The sequence below is a fragment of the Bradyrhizobium sp. LeoB3 genome (assembly GCF_055456055.1).
Genome location: NZ_JBVBEF010000123.1, coordinates 1 through 19,213, shown reverse-complemented (window position 1 = coordinate 19,213; position 19,213 = coordinate 1). Strand labels below are relative to the sequence as shown.

Sequence of the window (19,213 nt, the reverse complement as noted above, 5' to 3'; positions counted from 1 at the left end):
ATCCTGCCTTGCGTGCAGTAATGCAAGGGCGTGCGCAACGGCCAAAGCGGCCGCGCCAGGCCTTTCCGCGGATAACTCGCGCGGCGAGTTGGTCATCGGGAGCCGGGCTCCCGCTCTATCACTACGACATTGAGCGGTGCCGTGAGGCTTTCGTTGGCGAGCGCCGCAGTGTCGCCGACGACGCGGCCGACCGAGAAGACAGCACGTTCCTGCAGCGCGCGATCAAGGATGGCGGCTATGGCGAACACCGTCACCTCATCGTCTCCCTGGTTGCGGCGACCAGCATAGGTTGCCCCTCGATCAGTGCTTCGCCGGCGAGCTTTGCGACGTCGCCACAGCCGCGGTACACGCCCTTGTTCTGTTACCTACTCGGGCGAATGCCGGAAGCCTTGATCATCCCGAACATCATGCTCAGGGTAGGCCGAAATGGAATATGAGCTCATCGTACGATCGGATGCGACAGGAAAGGAAAAGGAGGGCAGCTTGCCGGTCGAGTCTTCAACGCGCGTATTTGGGGCGAAAGTCCATCGCGGTCCAAACGAGTCCCTGTCTCGCCATTGATTTCGTTATCATCGGACGGCACTCGAAGCCCAGACCGTTATGAGCGGCAGGACAAACGGTGCGATGCGCGTGTGGTGGGGCGTCCGCCTGCGTACGGCATGTTCATCCGCCTTGGCTATGTCGATGGAAGACAATCGGCGGATCCGCGCCGTCGACGAGACCGGTCAAGATCGGTCCCTGCAGTGCGCTCTCAAGGCCGTCTTGTACCGACCAACCGGGCGTCGCTTGGCGGCGACGAGCTTGGATGATGTCACCACGTCAATGATCCTTCAGTCGAAGGGGTAGCACGAGCAGTGCAATAGGCATTTTCTGCCGAATCAATCGCTTTCCAATTCGAATAAATCGGTAATAAGCTGCGTTCCTTGGACAACGGAGTCGCCCAGAGCGTGGAGTAGTTTGCCTCACTATGGATTTGATGGAGAATAGTGTCGGTGCATGGCGCGTCGGCGTGCTGTTTTCGCAGACAGGCGTCACATCGACGATCGAGCGGACGCAGCTGAATGCCACCTTGCTCGCGATCGAGGAAATCAACGGGAAAGGAGGAGTTCTGGGACGGCCGATCGAACCCGTGTTGTACGATCCTGCTTCCGATCCCAAGAAATTTCGGACTTTCGCGGAGCGGTTGTTTCAGGTCGATCGGATCAGGCTCGTGTTTGGCTGCTACATGTCGAGCACGCGCAAGCAGGTTCTGCCCGTGGTAGAAGCGCACCGTGGTCTCCTGTTCTATCCGACCCTCTATGAGGGTTTCGAGTACTCGCGCCATTGCATCTACACCGGCGCGGCGCCGAACCAGAATTCACTGCAGCTCGCCAAGTTCCTCCTGTCCGCCTATGGCAACAGGTTTCTGTTCGTCGGCTCGAACTACATCTATCCCTATGAGTCGAACCGCGTGATGGCGGACTTCGTGGTGCAGAGCAAAGGCAAGGTGCTGGACGAGATCTATGTGCCCCTGCGCCCGGATCCGAAAGATTTTGACAAGGTCATCAGCCGCATCAAGAAGACTTCGCCCGACGTCATCTTCTCCACTGTGGTGGGCAGCGGCACATCCGTGCTTTATCGTGCCTATCGCGCGGCCGGCCTGGATCCGGCGCGCATGCCAATCGCGAGCCTGAGCACCAGCGAAGCGGAGGTTGCGGAAATGGGTGCCGAAGCCGCCGAAGGCCACATCACCGCCGCTCCCTTCTTCGAGACGCTTTCCTCGCCGGCGGCAAAGCGCTTCGTCACCAGCTTCAAGGAGAAGTACGGTGCTGATGCTCCCGTCACCGCCTGCGCCGAGGCCGCCTATTTCCAGCTTCATCTGGCGTTTCGTGCGGTGGCGAAATGCGGCTCCGACGATCCCGAACAGGTGCTCGGAAACTTGCGCGACGCAGAATTCGATGCCCCGCAGGGCCGCGTCAGGGTCGATCCGGAGAACAATCACACCTTCCTGTGGCCGCGGATCGCCCGGCTCGACCGTCACGGCCGTTTCCAGACGGTCTGGAATCCCGGCGTGCGGGTGAAGCCCGATCCCTATTGTGTCGTCCAGAGCCTCGACGATTGGTCGGTCGAGCTGCCGTTGCTCCACTCATGAGCACCCCGTAACGGAGAACTGGACGTGGCCATCCAAATTCTTCGGGACTTGCGCGGGTTGCGGGTTCACGTCGTGCATCCGGCTGACACCGAGCGCACGAGGTTGGTCGAGCATCTGCGCCGCATCGGGTGCATGGTCGAGACTCAGTGGCCGGTGCCGGACTGCTGGGCCGAGGGTGCCGACATCGTGCTGCTCGCGATCGAGCACGACGTACGCGAGGAGATCCAGCAGCTGTTGAAGTCGGATGCAAACCACCGGCCGACGCTGATCGCCGTTGTCAGCTACGAGGATCCGTCCACGCTGCAGCTTGTGCTCGAAGCCGGCGCGGTCGCAGTGATCGAGCGGCCGATCAGGCCGTTCGGTCTGCTCACCAACCTGACGATCGCGCGCAGCCTCTGGCTCGAGCGGCGCGAGGCCGACAAACGCGTGCGCAAACTCGAGCGCAAGCTCGCCGGCATCCAGCGCATCCAGAAGGCGAAGGTCATTCTGATGGACGGTCAGGGATTGAACGAAGCGGAAGCATACGAAACGATCCGCAAACAAGCGATGGCGAAGCGCTTGTCGATGGACGACATGGCGGCCGCGATCATTCACGCAAACGAGCTGTTGCAATACCGCGTGAAAGGTGATTAGCTTTTGAGGCGTCGCGAGAGGAAATCCTTCTCGCGACTTTTGCTGGACCATCGATGCTGCTGGTTCAGCTCAGGCTAGGTAAGCCCGAAAGATCCGCGAGGATCTGTCGGGCTTTTTTGCTTTGTGGGGTCGAGATTCGCCGCCGACGCGTTAGCGTTTTCGGGGAGCGGCCTGATCTGGGATTTTTCTGGCTTCGAAACAACGTGCTTCGGCGCGAACGGCTTGGTGTGCCTCGACACATGGGGAGTGTAGGTATGGCGATCGACAGACGCAGGTTTCTGAGGAATGGCTTGCTCGCAGGCGGCACGGTGATCACGTCGCCATGGGTCTTTCAGACCGGCGTGCGTGCGGCGGGCGAGGTCAAGGTCGGCGTGTTGTTCTCTCTGACCGGAGGTCTTTCGATTATCGAGAAGTCGCTGCATGACGCCACGCTGATGGCCATCAGCGAGATCAATGCCGCCGGCGGCGTCAAAGGGATGAAGGTCGTGGCGATCGCCGAGGACGGCGCATCCGATCCGAAGACCTACAACGAAAAGGCTTCGAAGCTCGTGATCCAGGACAAGGTGCCGACCGTGTTCGGTTCCTACACGTCGGCGAGCCGCAAGGCGGTGCTGCCGGTGTTCGAGAAGCGCAACAATCTCTACTTCTATCCGACCTATTACGAAGGATTCGAATGCTCCAAGAACGTCATCTATACCGGCGCCGTTCCAAACCAGCAGCTTTCGAATTTCATCCCCTGGATCATCAAGACGCTCGGCAAGAAGAAGTTCTTCATCGTCGGATCGAACTACATCTATCCGCGCGAAATGGCCAAGGTCTCGAAGATTCTGATCGAAAAGAACGGCGGCGAATGGATCGCCGACGAATATCTCGAGCTCGGCCATTCCGAATGGGGCTCGATGGTCAACAAAATCAAGAGCTCGGGCTGCGACGTTGTGCTGTCCAACGTGGTCGGCGACTCCGTGGTCGCCTTCTACCGCGAATACAAGAACCAGGGCTTGACCCACGACAAGCTGCCGATCTGCGCCACCGTTACTTCCGAGATCGAGATCGCGGCAATGGGCGCGGAATATGCGGTCGGTAGCTACACTTCGTTCCCGTACTTCCAGGCGATCGACACCGATCGCAACAAGGCCTTCGTCGAGCGCTACCGCGCCTTCGTGAAGGATCCGAAGGCGGTGACGCACCATGCGCTGGAATCTTCCTATTTTCAGGTGTTCCTGTGGAAGCAGGCGGCCGAGAAAGCCGCTGAGATCACGCCAACCGCGATCCGCGAGGCGGTGAAGGGACAGGAGTTCGATGCGCCGAACGGCCACGTGAAGATCGATCCCGAGAACCTGCACACCTACCTCACGCCGCGCATCGCGCAATGGCTCCCGGACGGGCAGGGCAAGATCATCGACGCCTATAAGGAGCCGGTCGTACCGTTGCCCTATGTCGCCTATGGCGAGACCCCGACCAACCTGTTCTGCACAGGCAAGGGGCTCGACACGGCCAAGCTGAAAACCTGATCGAGGCATACAGCCTCCGCCGCGCTTGCTCGCGCGCGGTGGAGGGTGGGGCGGTGGCATGCTTGAAGTTCTCTTTATCGGTCTCAGTCTCGGGTCGATCCTGCTTCTGGTCGCCCTTGGCCTTGCGATCACCTATGGCGCGATGGGCGTGATCAACATGGCCCATGGCGAGATGGTGATGGTCGGCGCCTATGTCACGGTGCTCTCGGGCATCTGGCTCGGCACCAATATCTTTGTCGCGATACCGCTCGCCTTCATCGTCACCGCGCTGCTCGGGCTCTTGATCGAGCGCGTGGTGGTGAGGCGGCTCTACGGCCGCCTGCTCGACACGCTGCTTGCGACCTGGGGCATCGCCATCCTGATCCAGCAGGCGGTGCGGCTGGAATTCGGCCTGTCGTTTCTCGGCATCCACCTCCAGGGCCTCGGACCGGGCCTACAGAACGTCGCAGTGCCGCCGTTCCTGCAGGGCACGTTCTCCATCCTCGGCGCCGACATCAACCGCTACCGCACCTTCATCATCCTGGTGACCGCGATCCTCGCGCTCGTGACCTGGTTCATCATCTATCGGACGTCGATGGGCACACAGGTGCGCGCCATCATCCGCAATCCGAGGATGGCCGCGGCCTGCGGCATCGACGTCACCCGCATCAACGCTCTGACCTTTGCTTTCGGGTCTGGTCTCGCCGGCGTCGCCGGTGTGATGATGTCCGGCTTCAAGACGGTGTTTCCCGATATGGGCACGTCGATGGTGGTCGACGGCTTCCTTGTCGTTGTCATGGGCGGCGTCGGCAGCCTGCTCGGCTCGGTGTTGTCGGCAGGCATCCTCGGCGAGATCAACGGGCTGGTGGCGGCAGCCACTAACGACATCCTGGCGCGTGCGGTCGTGTTCGGCGTCGTCATCGCCATCATCGTGCTCAAGCCGAAAGGGCTGTTCGCCCTGAAGGGGCGCTAGCGATGCCGATGAAACGCAAGATCGACTGGGCGATCTATGCCGCGTTCGTGGTGCTGGTGATGCTCCTGCCGCTGGTCATGGATGCGTTCTGGCTGAATCGGGTGGCGAAATATCTCGTGTACGGCATGCTTGGTGTCGCCGTGGCTCTGTCCTGGGGCTATGCCGGCATTCTCAATCTCGGCCAGGGCCTGTTCTTCGGCGCCGGCGCCTACATGCTGGCGATGTCGCTGAAGCTCGCGAGCACGACCAGCCTGCAGCAGGGCTCCGACAAGCCGGTGCCGGATTTCATGCTGTGGAACGCCGAGCCGGGCGCGCCGACCGAGCTCTGCTGTATCAACAAGGCCTCGTTCCTCTGGCTGCCGTTCCAGAGCCAGTGGTTCGGTGTTGCCATGGGACTGATCCTGCCGGTGCTGCTCGCCACCATCCTCGGCACCATCGTGTTCCGCAAGCGCATCTCCGGCGTATTCGTCTCCATCATCACGCTGGCGCTGGTGCTCCTGGTGCGGCTGGTGGTGATCGACTCGCAGCCCGTCACCAACGGCTTCAACGGGCTCACCGATCTCGGCTGGTTCAATGTCGCGGGCCTCGAATTCGACCCCTACATCGTCCCGACCTATTACCTCGTCGCGGTCTCGCTCAGCCTCGTCCTTGTCGGCACGCGGCTCCTGATCGACACGCGTTCCGGCCTGATCTTGCAGGCGGTGCGCGACGACCAGAATCGGGCGCGCTATCTCGGCTTCGACGTGCCGGCCTACCAGACCTTTTTCTTCGCGGTCTCGGCGGCGATCGCGGGTTTTGCCGGCATGCTTTACGTGATCGTGTCGGAGTTTGCTTCCCCGACCTTCATGGACCTCACCTTCTCCATCACCATGGTGGTGTGGGCCGCCGTCGGCGGGCGCGCTTCGATCCTGGGGGCCTGCATCGGCGCGATCCTGATCAACACGATCTCGGCCACTGTCAGCGAGACCGAAGGCTTTGCCGAGGCCTGGAAGGCGATCATCGGCCTGATCTTCGTGCTGGTGGTGCTCTATCTGCCGCGCGGCCTTGCCGGGCTCGCGCATGATTTCATCGATCGCTTGCTGGCGCGCAAGCCTACGGCTTCGCCGCAGGCGCTGCCGGTGAGCGAAACATCGTCACAATTGGCGGAGTAGGCGATGGCGCGATCGGCACTCACCATCGACGGCTTGAGCGTGGATTTCGAAGGCTTCAAGGCCGTCAACGGCGTGACCATGACCGTCGATGACGGCGAGTTGCGCGTGCTGCTGGGCGCCAACGGCGCCGGTAAGACCACGCTGATGGATTTGATCTCCGGCAAGACCAAGTCGACCGATGGCCGCGTCTATCTGCACGATACCGACATTACCAACTGGGAAGAGCACAAGATCGCGCGCGCCGGCATCGGGCGCAAATTCCAGATCCCGAGTGTGTTCAAGGAACTCACAGTTCGTCGCAATCTCGAAGTGGCGAGCTGCAAGAAGCCCGGCGTGTTCGCCAATCTGCGCTTCGGCTTCGGCACTGATGCGGAACGCAATGTGGATGAGGTGCTGGAGCTGATCGGTCTCACCGAGGAACAGGACCGTATTGCCGCCTATCTCAGCCACGGCCAGACCCAATGGCTCGAGCTCGGCCTCCTGATCACGCAGAACCCCAAGATCATCCTGCTGGACGAGCCGACCGCCGGCATGACGCAGGCCGAGACCCACAAGACCTCGGAGATCGTCAACAACCTCAAGGGCCGCCACACCATCATCGTGGTCGAGCACGACATGGCCTTTGTGCGCGAGATCGCCGAGCGTATCACTGTGCTGCATCTCGGCCAGGTGCTGGCGGAAGGAAATGTCGAGCAGATCGAGAACAATCCGAAGGTGCGCGAAGCCTATCTGGGATCGAAGGGGATTTCGTGATGCTCGCCTTTGCCCATGTCGACAGCTTCTATGACCGCAGCCATATCCTGCATGATGTCTGCCTGGACGTACCCGACGGCGAGGTGACCGCCGTGATGGGCCGCAACGGCACCGGCAAGACCACGCTGTTGAAGACGCTGATGGGCCTCACTGACCGGATGGGTGGCGAGATCAGCCTCGATGGCGATGATCTTGGCGCGAAGCCGACGTTTCAGCGCGCGCGGGCAGGCATCGCCTATGTTCCCCAGGGCCGCGAGATCATCCCGGATTTCTCGATCCGTGAGAACATCCTGATGGGCTCGTTTGCGCGGAGCGACGGCAAGCGGGAGATCCCGCCGCTCGTAGCCGAGCTGTTCCCGTATCTGATCGACAATCTCGACCGCAATGGCGGCGTGCTGTCCGGCGGCCAGCAGCAACAGCTCGCGATCGCGCGGGCGCTCGCCGCCGATCCGAAGATCATCCTGTTGGACGAGCCCAACGAAGGCATCCAGCCGTCGATCGTCGAGGAGATCGAGAACGTCATCATCCGCCTTAACCGGGACGTCGGACTCACCGTCATCCTGGTCGAGCAAAACGTATCGTTCGTCCGCCGCGCCGCGCAATGCTTCGCCATGATGGAGAAGGGGCGCGTGGTGGCATCGGGCAAGATCGGCGAACTCAGCGACGCGCTGGTTCACCGCCACATGGCAGTGTGAACGGAGCGTCGCGGTGGCAGGCAACGGTGCGTGAGAACCAGAACCAGTGACCAGAAAACCGCAAGGAGAGCGATATGTTGCACGGTGATATTACTTCCAGCAACGACACGGTGGGCGTCGCCGTCGTGAACTACAAGATGCCGCGGCTTCACACCAAGGCGGAGGTGCTCGCCAACGCTCGCAAGATCGCCGACATGATCGTCGGCATGAAGACCGGTCTGCCTGGCATGGATCTGGTGATCTTCCCGGAATATTCCACCCATGGCATCATGTACGACTCCAAGGAGATGTACGAGACGGCGTCTGTCGTGCCGGGTGAGGAGACAGAGATCTTTGCCGAAGCCTGTCGCAAGGCGAAGGTCTGGGGCGTGTTCTCGCTCACCGGCGAGCGGCACGAGGAGCATCCGAAGAAGGCGCCCTACAACACGCTGATCCTGATGAACGACAAGGGCGAGATCGTACAGAAATATCGCAAGATCATGCCCTGGGTGCCGATCGAAGGCTGGTATCCCGGCAACTGCACCTACGTCTCCGAAGGGCCGAAGGGCATGAAGGTCTCGCTGATCATCTGCGACGACGGAAACTATCCCGAAATCTGGCGCGATTGCGCCATGAAGGGCGCCGAGCTGATCGTGCGCTGCCAAGGCTACATGTATCCGGCCAAGGACCAGCAGGTCATCATGGCCAAGGCGATGGCCTGGGCCAACAATGTCTATGTCGCGGTTGCCAACGCCGCCGGCTTCGACGGCGTCTACTCATATTTCGGCCATTCAGCGATCATCGGCTTCGACGGCCGCACGCTCGGCGAATGCGGCGAGGAGGATTTCGGAGTGCAATACGCCCAGCTCTCGAAGTCGCTGATCCGCGACGCGCGCAAGAACGGCCAGTCGCAGAACCACCTCTTCAAGCTGGTCCACCGTGGCTACACCGGCATGATCAATTCCGGCGATGGCGATCGCGGCGTCGCGACCTGCCCCTACGACTTTTATTCGAAGTGGATCGCCGACCCAGAAGGAACGCGCGAGATGGTCGAATCTTTCACCCGCTCGACTGTCGGAACCGAGGAATGCCCGATCGAGGGGATCCCGGCCAAGAAGGTCGCGCATCGCTGAACAGGCCTATAATGCGGCGCCGGCCGGACAGTCGGCCGGCGCACGCGAAACCATGAAGCAAGAGAGGATGCGCCGTCATGACTCTCGATTACGAAATCTACGACCTTGGCGACGTCAGGCTGCAACGCGGCGCCACCCTGCGTGGCTGCAAGCTGGCCTACAAGACCCTCGGCACGCTGAACGCGGCGAAGGATAACGTCATCGTCTATCCGACCTGGTATTCCGGCCAGCACTACGACAATGAATGGCTGATCGGGGAGGGCCGCGCGCTCGACCCGAACAAATACTTCATCATCATCCCGAACATGCTCGGCAACGGGCTGTCGTCTTCGCCGAGCAACACGCCCGAGCCGTATAACGGCCCGCGCTTTCCCCATGTGACGGCCTACGACAATGTGCGCGTCCAGCACCGCCTGGTGACCGAGAAATTCGGCATCACACACATTCGCCTTGTGACCGGCTGGTCGATGGGCGCGCTGCAGACCTTCCACTGGGGCGCGCTCTATCCGGACATGATGGACCTGATCGCGCCATTCTGCGGTTCGGCCAAGTGCTCGCGGCATAATTTCGTCTTCCTCGAAGGCGTGAAGGCGGCGCTGACGGCGGATGCGGCCTGGAAAGAAGGCTGGTACACCGAGAAGCCGGCCCGCGGCTTGCGCGCCGCCGCGCGCGTCTATGCCGGCTGGGGATTCTCGCAGGCGTTCTATCGCGAGAAGCTTGATCTCGATACGTTGGGCTACTCCTCGCTGGAGGACTTCCTGGTCGCGTTCTGGGAAGGTTTCTTCCTGCCCAAGGACCCGAACAATCTCCTGACCATGCTTTGGACCTGGCAGAACGGCGATATCAGCGACAACGAGATCTATAAGGGCGATTTCAAGGCGGCGCTCGGCGCGATCAAGGCCAGGGCCTACGTCATGCCCGGTCAGACCGACCTCTATTTTCCACCCGAAGACAGCAGGTTCGAAGTCGAGCATATGCCGAACGCCGAATTCGTTCCGGTGCCCTCGATCTGGGGCCATTTCGCTGGCGGCCCCGGCACCAACCCGGTTGACGTCGACTTCATCGACGTCAAGCTGAAGGAACTGCTCGCCAAATGACGGCCGGAGCATGATGACATCAGGTCAAACTCTATCCGAGGCTGCACCCCTCTCCCGCTTGCGGGAGAGGGATGGGGCGAGGGTGCCTCCGCGACAGGACTTTCCGTGGGGAGAGCGCCCTCACCCGGCGCGGAGCCTGTGCTCGGACGGCGCAAAAGCGCCGATCCGGGTACGCCGACCTCTCCCGCAAGCGGGAGAGGTGAAGATGTGGGAAGGAGACTGCGATGCTGCGCATCGAACGTGTGCTCGGTAGCCGGCTGGAGCCGGAATTGTCCGAGGAGCTGCATCGGCTCGAGCACCGCGGCGCGGTCGATATTGTAAACGTGCCTGTTGCCGACCTGGCGCGGCGGCGGTTGCTAATCACCACCCGTGGCGGCGTCGAACTGGCGATCGCGCTGCCGCGTCACCAGAAACTGTTCGACGGCGCAGTACTCGTGCTGGAGAGCGACAGCGCGATCGTCGTGCGCGCGGCGACCGAACGCTGGCTGAAGCTCGAACCGCGCTCGATCGCGGATGCGATCGAACTGGGCTATCACGTCGGAAACCTGCACTGGCGTGTCCGCTTCGGCGGCGAAGTTCTGTTCGTGGCGCTGGAGGGACGGCCCGAGGATTACATCGCAAGGCTGGAGGACATGGTCGCCTCGCGCCGCGTCGGCATCAGCGTGCTCGACGAGGAAGAGGACGTGCCAGATCATGCGGCGGCCGAGGACGATCATGATGGACATCACGTCCACCAGCACGACCAGAGCCACTAAGCGATGCTGTCGACCTTGCGCGCGCTATGGCAGGCAGACGGGGCGTTTCCCAGCGGCTCCTTCGCCTTCTCCTATGGGATCGAGGGCCTCATCGCGCTGCGCGATGGCCTAGACGCGCGCGAGTTGAAGCGGTTGGTGTCGGCGGCGTTGAAACATCGCTGGGCCAGCTATGACCGGGTCGCGTTGCTGCGCGCTTTCCGCTGCAACGGCGATCTCGCCGTCATCGCTGCTGTCGATCGCGAGGTGGAAGCCTCGACGCTGGTCGAGAGCCTGCGCGCGGGTTCGCGCCGCAATGGCGCGTCGTTTCTGGCCTCACATGCGCGGATCGGCAACGATCTAGCGGCGATCCTGCGCGACGCAGTGCGGTCCGGCGAATGCCTGGGCCATATCGCGGTGATGCAGGGCGCGGTCTGGTGCTCGGTGGGGCTCGACGAATACCTGGCGCAATTGACCTCGGGCTACACCGTCGCTTCGGGCCTGATCACCGCTGCGATCCGGTTAGGGCCGGTCGGCGCGCTGCAAGGGCAGGAGGTGCTCGCCGATTGCCTGCCGCTGATCGAGCAGCTCACGATGAACGAGACATTGCCCGATGCTGAGTTCGAAAGCTTTGCGCCCTTCCTCGACATCGCCGCGGCGCGCCACGCGCAGGCCGATCTGCGGCTGTTTGCCAATTGAAAGTGAGAAGGCATGCTGCTGACGCCTACGGAGCTGGAACGGTTGACCATCTTCAACGCTGCCGAACTGGCGCGCCGCCGCCGTAATAGGGGATTGAAGCTGAACTATCCCGAAGCGGTCGCGATCATCACCGACGAGATTTTGGAAGGCGCGCGTGACGGCCGTTCGGTCGCAGACCTCATCGGTCATGGCTCCACGATCCTCTCCACGGATGACGTGCTGCCCGGCATTGCCGCGATGATGCATATCATCCAGGTCGAATGCGTGTTTGCAGATGGCACCAAGCTCGTCACGGTGCATGAGCCGATCCGCCCGCCGCCGGGCGCTGCCGCCGACACCGAGCATCCCGGCGCGATCACCGCACGCAACGGCCAGCTCGAACTCAATGCCGGCCGGCGCAAAGTGAAGCTGACCGCGGTCAACACCGGCGACCGCCCGATCCAGATCGGCTCGCATTTCCATTTCTTCGAGGTCAACAAGGCGCTCGAATTCGACCGCGCGAGCGCGTTCAATATGCGGCTGGACATTCCCGCCGGCACCGCCGTGCGCTTCGAGCCCGGCGCGTCCAAGGAATTATCGCTGGTCGAATTCGGTGGGCGGGCCGAACTGACCGGGCTCAACAATCTCACCGATGGAGTCGGCACCGATCCGGCCGTGCGCGACGCGGCGCTGGCGCGAGCCAAAGCACGCGATTTCAGGGGAGCATAAGCTGTGGCGATGATCGACCGGCGCGACTACGCAGCGCTTTACGGCCCCACCACCGGCGACTCCGTCCGCCTCGGCGACACGTCGCTGGTGGCCGTGGTTGAGAAGGATTACGCCGTCTATGGCGACGAATGCCTGCACGGCGGCGGCAAGACCCTGCGCGACGGCATCGGCATGTCTGGCATCACCTCGCGCGAAGGTGCGCTCGACTTCCTGCTCTGCAATGTCGTGGTGATCGATCCCGTTATCGGCGTCATCAAGGGCGATCTCGGCATCAGGAATGGCCGCATCGTCGGCATCGGCAAGGCAGGCAACCCCGCGATCATGGACGGCGTCGATCCGCGGCTGATCGTCTCGACCGGCACCACCGTGCGCGATTGCGAGGGCCTGATCGCAACGCCCGGCGCGATCGACGTCCACGTTCATTTCGACAGCGCCGGCCTTGTCGAGCATGCGCTCGCCAGCGGCATTACCACCATGGTCGGCGGCTCGCTCGGGCCGATCACGGTCGGCATCGATTCCGGCGGCCCCTTCAATACCGGCAAGATGCTGCAGGCCGCCGAAGCCTGGCCGATGAATTTCGGCTTCCTCGGCCGCGGCAATTCCCATCGCGCGCCGCCGATGGTCGAGCAGCTCGAGACCGGCGTGATGGGATTGAAGCTGCACGAGGACTGGGGCTCGATGCCGGCCGCGATCGACACCTGCCTTCGCGTCGCCGACGACTACGATTTCCAGGTCCAGATCCATACCGATACGCTGAACGAATCCGGCTTTGTCGAGAACACGCTGGAGGCGATCGGCGGCCGCACCATTCACATGTACCACACCGAAGGCGCAGGCGGCGGCCACGCGCCCGATATCATCCGCGTCGCCGGCGAGATGCACTGCCTGCCGTCGTCGACCAACCCCACCAATCCGTTCACGGTCAACACCTTCGACGAACATCTCGACATGACCATGGTCTGCCACCACCTCAATCCGGCGATCCCGGAGGATGTGGCGTTCGCGGAAAGTCGCATTCGTGCGCAGACTATTGCGGCCGAGGACGTGCTGCACGACATCGGCGCGATCTCGATGCTCGGCTCCGACAGCCAGGGCATGGGCCGCATCCACGAGGTGATCTGCCGCACCTGGCAGCTCGCCTCGAAGATGAAGGATCAGCGCGGCGCGCTGCCGGAAGATCGCGAAGGTTTTGGCGACAATGCGCGCATCCGCCGTTATGTGGCGAAGTACACCATCAACGCCGCGCGGACCTTTGGCATTGCCGACCATGTCGGCTCGCTGGAAGACGGAAAGCTTGCAGACATCGTGGTCTGGCGGCCGGCGTTCTTCGGCATCAAGCCGGAGCTGGTCATCAAGGGCGGCTTCATCGCCTGGGGCGCGATGGGCGACAGCGCGGCCTCGCTGATGACCTGCGAGCCGATGCTCATGCGCCCGCAATGGGGCGCGTTCGGCCGCGCGCCCGCGGCGCTCTCGGCCTGCTTCGTGCATCCATTGGCGCTGGAGCGCGATCTCGCCGGCGCTCTCGGCCTGTCGAAGACGCTGCTGCCGGTAAAGGGCACGCGAAAACTCTCAAAGCGCGACATGCTCTGGAACGACCGTTGCCCGAAGATCAGCGTGGATCCTGAAACGTTCGACGTCTTTGTCGATGGCGCGCTTGCAACCTGCGAGCCGGCGCGCGAACTGCCGCTGGCGCGGCGCTATATGCTGAGGTGATGCAATGCTCGACAAGCTGCATCCCATTGAGCGCGCGGCGACCCATGCCAGTCCCGCCGCGGCACGTGTCGGGATCGGCGGTCCCGTCGGCTGCGGCAAGACCGCGTTGATCGAGGCGTTGATTCCGGTCCTGCAGCGTCGCGGTATCGATTTCGCTGTAGTGACCAACGATCTCGTAACCAAGGAGGATGCCGAGCGGTTGCGCCGTTCCGGGCTGATCGATCCGGCGCGTGTCTCCGCGGTCGAGGCCGGCGCCTGCCCGCATACGGTGATCCGCGAGGACCCGACGCTCAACATCGCCGCCGGCGACGATCTCGAAGCGCGGTTTCCCGGGCTTGAGCTGATCCTGTTCGAATCCGGTGGCGACAATCTCGCCTCGACCTTCTCGCTCGACCTGGTCGACTGGTGGATGTTCGTGATCGACGTCGCGGGCGGCGACGACATTCCGCGCAAGAAGGGGCCGGGCCTGCTCCGCTGCGACCTCCTTGTCGTCAACAAGATCGATCTCGCGCCGCATGTCGGCGTTGCGCTCGAGCCGATGCTTGCCGAGGCTGTCAGCGTGAGGGGAGGCCGGCCGGTGCTTGCGACCAACGCGCGCTCCGGTGCCGGCGTCGAGGCGGTTGCCGATGCGATCTCTGCCGCTGTCCTGTTCCGCGTTTGACGCCGGCCGGCGCGCCGAAGCGCGTCTCGCCGCGGACGTTGCCGGCGGTCGAACCGTGCTGCGGCGCCAGCATGTCGGCTACCCCTTTCACGTCACCCGCGGCTTCTATCTCGACGCCACGCGAGCCGACTTGCTCACGCTTTATTTGCAGTCGGCCGCCGGCGGCCTGTATGCCTGCGACCGTCTCAAGCTCGATGTGGCCATCGCCGCGAATGCCGCATTTCACCTGACGACGCAGGCCTCCACGGTCGTGCACCACGGACGCCAGTCCGGCGCGCTGCAGCAGCAATCCGTCACGGTCGGTCCGGGTGCGTTCTGCGCGATCGCGAGCGATCCCTATGTGATGTTTCCCGGTGCCGATCTGTGTCTCGACACGATCGCGACCGTGGCTGAGGGTGCGGTGCTGTTCCTGGCCGACGGATTCGCCATGCACGACCCGCGTCAGGCGGGACGGCCGTTCGCATCGTTTTCGAGCCGGCAGCGCATCCTGCGTCCCGACGGCAATGTCCTGCTGTTCGATCGTGGATCGATCCGCGGTGACGAGATGCGCGACGGCGCGCTCGGTGATATGGCGGCCGTCGCGACCGTCGTTCTGATCGCCCCGCCGGAAAAAGTGCCAGATCTCGGATCGTTCAGCAAAATCGTCGAAAGCTGCGGCTGTCTATCGGGTGCGTCGCCCGCGCCGAACCACGCCGGGCTCGTGATGCGGATATTGGCGCCGGACGGCGGCACGCTCGCGCGCGGGCTCGAAGCGGCATTCCATGTCGCCGGACGCGCGGCGCTTGGTTCCGATCTCGCACGTCGTCGCAAGTAAGCTCAGCGGCGCGCCAGACGGAAGTAGAGTTCAGACAGTCGCCCCGGCAAATCCTCGATCCGGTGCACCATCATCGTGTTGCCGCGACCGAAGATGCGCGACGCAGCTTGGATGCCGACCTTGCCGAGCACCACGCCGTAAGCATCGACGCCGACATTCTTCAAGCCGAAGGTGGCACGCCTCGCATCCTCGACCAGATCGAGCGGATCGGACACGTCGATGTCGGACGGCTCGCCGTCGGTCAGCACGATCAAGAGCTTGCGGCCGGAATTGGCCTTTGCGATCACCTTCCCCGCATGGCGTAGCGCGGTGCCAAGCCGCGTCGACAGCCCCGATCTCAGCCCGGCGAGCCGCGCGATGCAGCTCCGGTCGTACGGCTCCTCGAAGGACTTTATCATGGTCATCCTGACATCTTCGCGTCCGTCTGACGCGAATGCCAGAAGACCGAAGGGATCGCCGAGCCTTCCCATCGCTTCCGCCAGAACCGCGACCGCCAAGCGCTCGACTTCGAGAATGGTCGCGCCGGTGGCGAGCCGGTCGCGGGTCGACTCGGAGACATCGATCAAGAGCAGCGCCGCGAGATCGCGATGCATCGATGTCGACGATCGGAACACGCGCGGATCCGGCTCCTGCCCGATCCGCAACGCAATGCCGGCATCGAGCGCGGCATCGATGTCGATGTCGTGGCCATCATGCTGCCGGTTGAGACGGATGGTCCGGCCGATCCGCACGCCACGCACCAATCGTCCGATCCGGCTACGCAGCGCGTCGGCATGGTCGAGCGCCGCCTCGATCAGGCGCGGATCGCCGGCGCGCGCGGCCACCTCGCGCACCGTGGTCCATTCGGGGCGCTCGATGCCATCCGCGCGGTCCCATTCCGGATATTTCGCGATGACAGTGCCACGCTCGTCCGGTGCTACCGGCCGGCCAACTCCGAGCGCTTCACCTTGCTCGTCCGGCTCGCTGCTGTTGCCATTAGGCGCTTCCTGCCGCTCCATCCGCACCGCATCGACCGGCAGCTCCATCATTTCGTCCGAAGGGGGAGCATTTTCGCCAAAGTCCCATAGCCCCAATCCATCATCGCGATAGACGGGCTCCACGACGTAGGTCTTGACGTTGAACTGTACTCGCATCTGGCCGAGGTCGTTGCCCAGCAGCATGCCAACCTCGCGGCTGATGGCGGGGTCGTCGATGCGAGGCAAGGCCGCCTGAAACATCGCGCGGCCCTTGGCGACAAAGCTGTCGTGATCGACATAGGCGGGATCGAACAGCGCGCGCGCCAGCCGCGCCATCAAGGTCGGAGCCGCGACGACGCCGGACGGCGTGGCCACATGGTAGGGCGCCCACAGCCGCCGCAGACCCGGTAGCTGTCGCAGCGCCAGCGTCTCGATACGGGCGTCCTCGATCAGATTGACGAGCGCTATCTGCAGGGGCTTCAGCGTGCCGACCGGAAACAGCCCGTTGCCCAGCACGAGATGCGCCTGTGCATGCGCCGCCGCGGCCCGGAACAGCGCCCGCGCAGCATCGCCCTGTACGCCGCGAAAGGTTTCGGGCAGGCGGATCAGCGGCCCAGCAATCGAGGTGCGCCGCTGCGGCGCCTGGCTGTTGTCGGCGGCAAAGCTGCGCAGCAAAGGCGGCTTGCCCCAGAGCGCGGTGACGAAGGCCTTCAGTTCGATCTCGGTTTCGAGGAACGTCACGCTGCCGAGATCGCGCGCGATCATGCGGCGTGCGAGATCGTTCTCGAGGCGGAAGAACGCCAGCCGTCTTACCCTGTTGCCGGAAGCGAATTTCAATCCGGTCGCGACGAAATTCTCGAAGGCGTCGATCGTGCCGGGGCCGAGAATTGCGGCGATGTTGTCAGCGGCCGGCGCAACCGATTCCGGCGCCTGCCGCGCCAGCAGTTCCATCGTCCGCCACCACCTCGCGAGGGCCGGACCGCTGCCGAACACACGCGTGGCAACCGGCAGCGCCTGCAGCGCAGCGGTCGCAGCCCGCGCGCCGGCGTTTCGGCAGATGTCGGCGGCCATCTGGCCTGCCACCAAGAGTGGTGCGATCTCCTGCCTGTCCGCAGCGCCGCCGCTCTTGCTTGCCTCCCAATAGGCGATCAGGCAGGCCGGGCCGGCATTGACATGCGCGAGCGTCAGCACGGCGCCGGCCCAGGCTTCAAGTTCGTTCACATCGAAACGATGCGAGAGATCGTCCCAGGCGACCAGGAACATCGGCCGCAGCGTCTCGCGCTGGAGCATCAAACGATGGATCCGGCGCGTCGCGCTGTCCTCCTCGTCAGGAGGCACCAGATGCAGCGTTGCCTGTTTGGCTGCGTTCACGGCAAACAGGCCTGGATCGCGTCACTGAGCGCTGCGCGGATGTCGGGATTGTCTGTGATCGGCAGCACGATGGAGGATTGCACGGCAACGTCCAGCGGCAACCCTGCGCGCACCATCCGCCCGGCGTGGATCAGCATGCGAGTCGAGGCGCCTTCGTCGAGGCCGTGGCCCTGCAGATTGCGCGAGCGCTGTGCTATCGCGACCAGGATGCCGGCAAGCTCGTCATCGGTGCCGCTCTCGCGGACGATGATGGCAGCCTCGGTGGCCGGCGGCGGATAGAAGAAATCGATCGCGACGAAGCGCTGCTTGGTCGATTCCTTTAGGTCCTTGACTGCACTCTGGTAGCCCGGATTGTAGGAGATCGTGAGCTGGAAGTCGCTATGGGCGGGCACGAGCTCGTTGTGCTTCTCCAGCGGCAGGATGCGGCGCGCATCGGTCAGCGGATGGATCACGACGGTGGTGTCCTGCCGCGCCTCGACGATCTCGTCGAGATAGCAGATCGCGCCGTGGCGCACCGCGAGCGTTAGCGGCCCGTCGTGCCAAACGGTTCCCTGCGACTCGAGCAGGTAGCGTCCGGCCAGGTCGGTGGCGGTCATGTCCTCATGCGCCGCGACCGTGATCAGTGGCTTGCCGAGCCGCCAGGCCATGTGCTCGACGAAGCGGGTCTTGCCGCAACCGGTTGGCCCCTTCAGCATCACCGGCAGGCGCTCGGCATAGGCCGTCTGAAAAGTCACGATCTCATGGCCGAGCGGCTGGTAGTAGGGTTCGTCGGCGATCCGGTAGGCGTCGAGATTCATGAAACATCCTCCGCGCGTGACGAAGGAGTGATGCCGCAAGGCCGAGCGCCATCGTCCCTTCGTGAATGGGATTGGCAGTCGTTGCCCCGGAACACGCTGCAGCATCGAAGCGTGCGAACAGGCGAATATCACCTCGATTTAATTACAGCCTGAAAGGCCGGACAAGACAAGCGGATTTAGACGTATCGGCCTGTCTGTACCGAAAACCTAAGCTCGGGCGTAGTGGTGGTGAAGTCCGCCAAGGATGGCGTGTGATTTAATGCTTCCGATCCGCTGGACCGGGCGGGCAACCGGCGCGTCTTTGTCCAACGGCCGGTGCGGTCGGATGTCGTTGTAATAGCGTGCGTAGGATCGCAAAATCCGTCGTAGCTGCGTTTCCCCAAAGACGAGGATGTGATCTAAGCACTCGCGGCGGATCGATCCGATCAACCGTTCGGCAACTCCATTCTGCCACGGCGAGGCCGGTGCAGTAGGCTTGTCGCGGATGCCTATGGCGCGCATTCGGCGCGTGACGACGCTGCCATAGATCCGGTCGTGATCCCGGATGAGGTAGCGCGGAGCCTCATCCCAGGGAAATGCCTCCGTGATTTGACGTGCAACCCATTCGGCCGTCGGATGTGCTGTGACGTTGATCCAAGCGAGGGCTCTGCGATCGAGCCGGACGATGACGAGAGCATAGAGCAGCTCGAAACCGATCGTTGGAACGACGAACAAGTCCATGGCGGCAA

The 19,213-nt window shown here is 63.2% G+C and carries 19 protein-coding genes; 15 read left to right on the top strand and 4 right to left on the bottom strand.

Features of this window, described 5'->3' with window-relative positions; genetic code table 11:
* Positions 1–92: 92 nt before the first annotated feature.
* Positions 93–254, bottom strand: a complete 162-nt coding sequence (locus tag ACZXDY_RS40125; RefSeq protein ID WP_464349300.1) for a hypothetical protein — start codon at positions 252–254, stop codon at positions 93–95.
* Positions 255–976: 722 nt separating this feature from the next.
* On the opposite strand from ACZXDY_RS40125, the gene ACZXDY_RS40120 reads away from it, so the two are divergent.
* The 15 genes from ACZXDY_RS40120 to ACZXDY_RS40050 all read left to right on the top strand — a co-directional run bounded on the left by ACZXDY_RS40120 (position 977) and on the right by ACZXDY_RS40050 (position 15,361).
* A complete protein-coding gene (locus ACZXDY_RS40120; RefSeq protein WP_464349299.1) occupies positions 977–2,131 on the top strand; it encodes a transporter substrate-binding domain-containing protein in 1,155 nt (384 codons plus the stop codon).
* A gap of 24 nt (positions 2,132–2,155) precedes the next feature.
* Complete coding sequence (locus tag ACZXDY_RS40115; protein ID WP_456645595.1) at positions 2,156–2,764, top strand: ANTAR domain-containing response regulator; 609 nt, start codon at positions 2,156–2,158, stop codon at positions 2,762–2,764.
* Positions 2,765–3,018: 254 nt separating this feature from the next.
* The gene (locus ACZXDY_RS40110; RefSeq protein WP_464349298.1) at positions 3,019–4,275 is read left to right on the top strand and encodes an ABC transporter substrate-binding protein; all 1,257 of its coding nucleotides are present in this window, start codon (positions 3,019–3,021) and stop codon (positions 4,273–4,275) included.
* Between the two features lie 58 nt (positions 4,276–4,333).
* Complete coding sequence (gene urtB, locus ACZXDY_RS40105) at positions 4,334–5,227, top strand: urea ABC transporter permease subunit UrtB (RefSeq protein ID WP_028165347.1); 894 nt, start codon at positions 4,334–4,336, stop codon at positions 5,225–5,227.
* Between the two features lie 2 nt (positions 5,228–5,229).
* On the top strand, positions 5,230–6,378 hold the full coding sequence (gene urtC, locus ACZXDY_RS40100; RefSeq protein WP_028165346.1) for an urea ABC transporter permease subunit UrtC: 1,149 nt from the start codon (positions 5,230–5,232) through the stop codon (positions 6,376–6,378).
* Positions 6,379–6,381: 3 nt separating this feature from the next.
* On the top strand, positions 6,382–7,131 hold the full coding sequence (gene urtD, locus ACZXDY_RS40095) for an urea ABC transporter ATP-binding protein UrtD (protein ID WP_464349297.1): 750 nt from the start codon (positions 6,382–6,384) through the stop codon (positions 7,129–7,131).
* Complete coding sequence (gene urtE / locus ACZXDY_RS40090; RefSeq protein WP_464349296.1) at positions 7,131–7,826, top strand: urea ABC transporter ATP-binding subunit UrtE; 696 nt, start codon at positions 7,131–7,133, stop codon at positions 7,824–7,826. The genes urtD and urtE overlap by 1 nt, the downstream gene beginning before the upstream one ends.
* Positions 7,827–7,900: 74 nt before the next feature.
* On the top strand, positions 7,901–8,938 hold the full coding sequence (locus ACZXDY_RS40085) for an aliphatic amidase (RefSeq protein WP_464349295.1): 1,038 nt from the start codon (positions 7,901–7,903) through the stop codon (positions 8,936–8,938).
* A gap of 77 nt (positions 8,939–9,015) precedes the next feature.
* Entirely contained in the window at positions 9,016–10,035 is a 1,020-nt protein-coding gene (locus ACZXDY_RS40080) for an alpha/beta fold hydrolase (RefSeq protein ID WP_464349294.1), read from the top strand.
* A 224-nt stretch (positions 10,036–10,259) separates the two neighbouring features.
* Positions 10,260–10,790, top strand: a complete 531-nt coding sequence (ureE, locus tag ACZXDY_RS40075; RefSeq protein ID WP_028165341.1) for an urease accessory protein UreE — start codon at positions 10,260–10,262, stop codon at positions 10,788–10,790.
* A 3-nt stretch (positions 10,791–10,793) separates the two neighbouring features.
* Positions 10,794–11,465, top strand: coding sequence for an urease accessory protein UreF (locus tag ACZXDY_RS40070; RefSeq protein WP_464349293.1), 672 nt, complete (start codon positions 10,794–10,796; stop codon positions 11,463–11,465).
* Positions 11,466–11,477: 12 nt separating this feature from the next.
* Positions 11,478–12,173 (top strand): urease subunit gamma, encoded by a 696-nt coding sequence (locus ACZXDY_RS40065; protein WP_464349292.1) that lies wholly within the window; start codon positions 11,478–11,480, stop codon positions 12,171–12,173.
* A gap of 3 nt (positions 12,174–12,176) precedes the next feature.
* The gene (gene ureC, locus ACZXDY_RS40060) at positions 12,177–13,886 is read left to right on the top strand and encodes an urease subunit alpha (protein WP_464349291.1); all 1,710 of its coding nucleotides are present in this window, start codon (positions 12,177–12,179) and stop codon (positions 13,884–13,886) included.
* A 4-nt stretch (positions 13,887–13,890) separates the two neighbouring features.
* On the top strand, positions 13,891–14,547 hold the full coding sequence (ureG, locus tag ACZXDY_RS40055; protein WP_464349290.1) for an urease accessory protein UreG: 657 nt from the start codon (positions 13,891–13,893) through the stop codon (positions 14,545–14,547).
* On the top strand, positions 14,513–15,361 hold the full coding sequence (locus tag ACZXDY_RS40050) for an urease accessory protein UreD (RefSeq protein WP_464349289.1): 849 nt from the start codon (positions 14,513–14,515) through the stop codon (positions 15,359–15,361). Before ureG ends, ACZXDY_RS40050 begins: the two co-directional genes overlap by 35 nt.
* A gap of 2 nt (positions 15,362–15,363) precedes the next feature.
* Here the strand turns inward: ACZXDY_RS40050 and ACZXDY_RS40045 are convergent, their stop codons facing one another.
* The 3 genes from ACZXDY_RS40045 to ACZXDY_RS40035 all read right to left on the bottom strand — a co-directional run.
* Positions 15,364–17,688: a nitric oxide reductase activation protein NorD gene (locus ACZXDY_RS40045; RefSeq protein ID WP_464349288.1), complete on the bottom strand. Its 2,325-nt coding sequence runs from the start codon at positions 17,686–17,688 to the stop codon at positions 15,364–15,366.
* Positions 17,685–18,485: an AAA family ATPase gene (locus ACZXDY_RS40040; protein WP_464349287.1), complete on the bottom strand. Its 801-nt coding sequence runs from the start codon at positions 18,483–18,485 to the stop codon at positions 17,685–17,687. Before ACZXDY_RS40040 ends, ACZXDY_RS40045 begins: the two co-directional genes overlap by 4 nt.
* A 207-nt stretch (positions 18,486–18,692) precedes the next feature.
* On the bottom strand, positions 18,693–19,213 hold a 521-nt coding region (locus ACZXDY_RS40035), incomplete at its 5' end, for an integrase core domain-containing protein (RefSeq protein ID WP_464349286.1).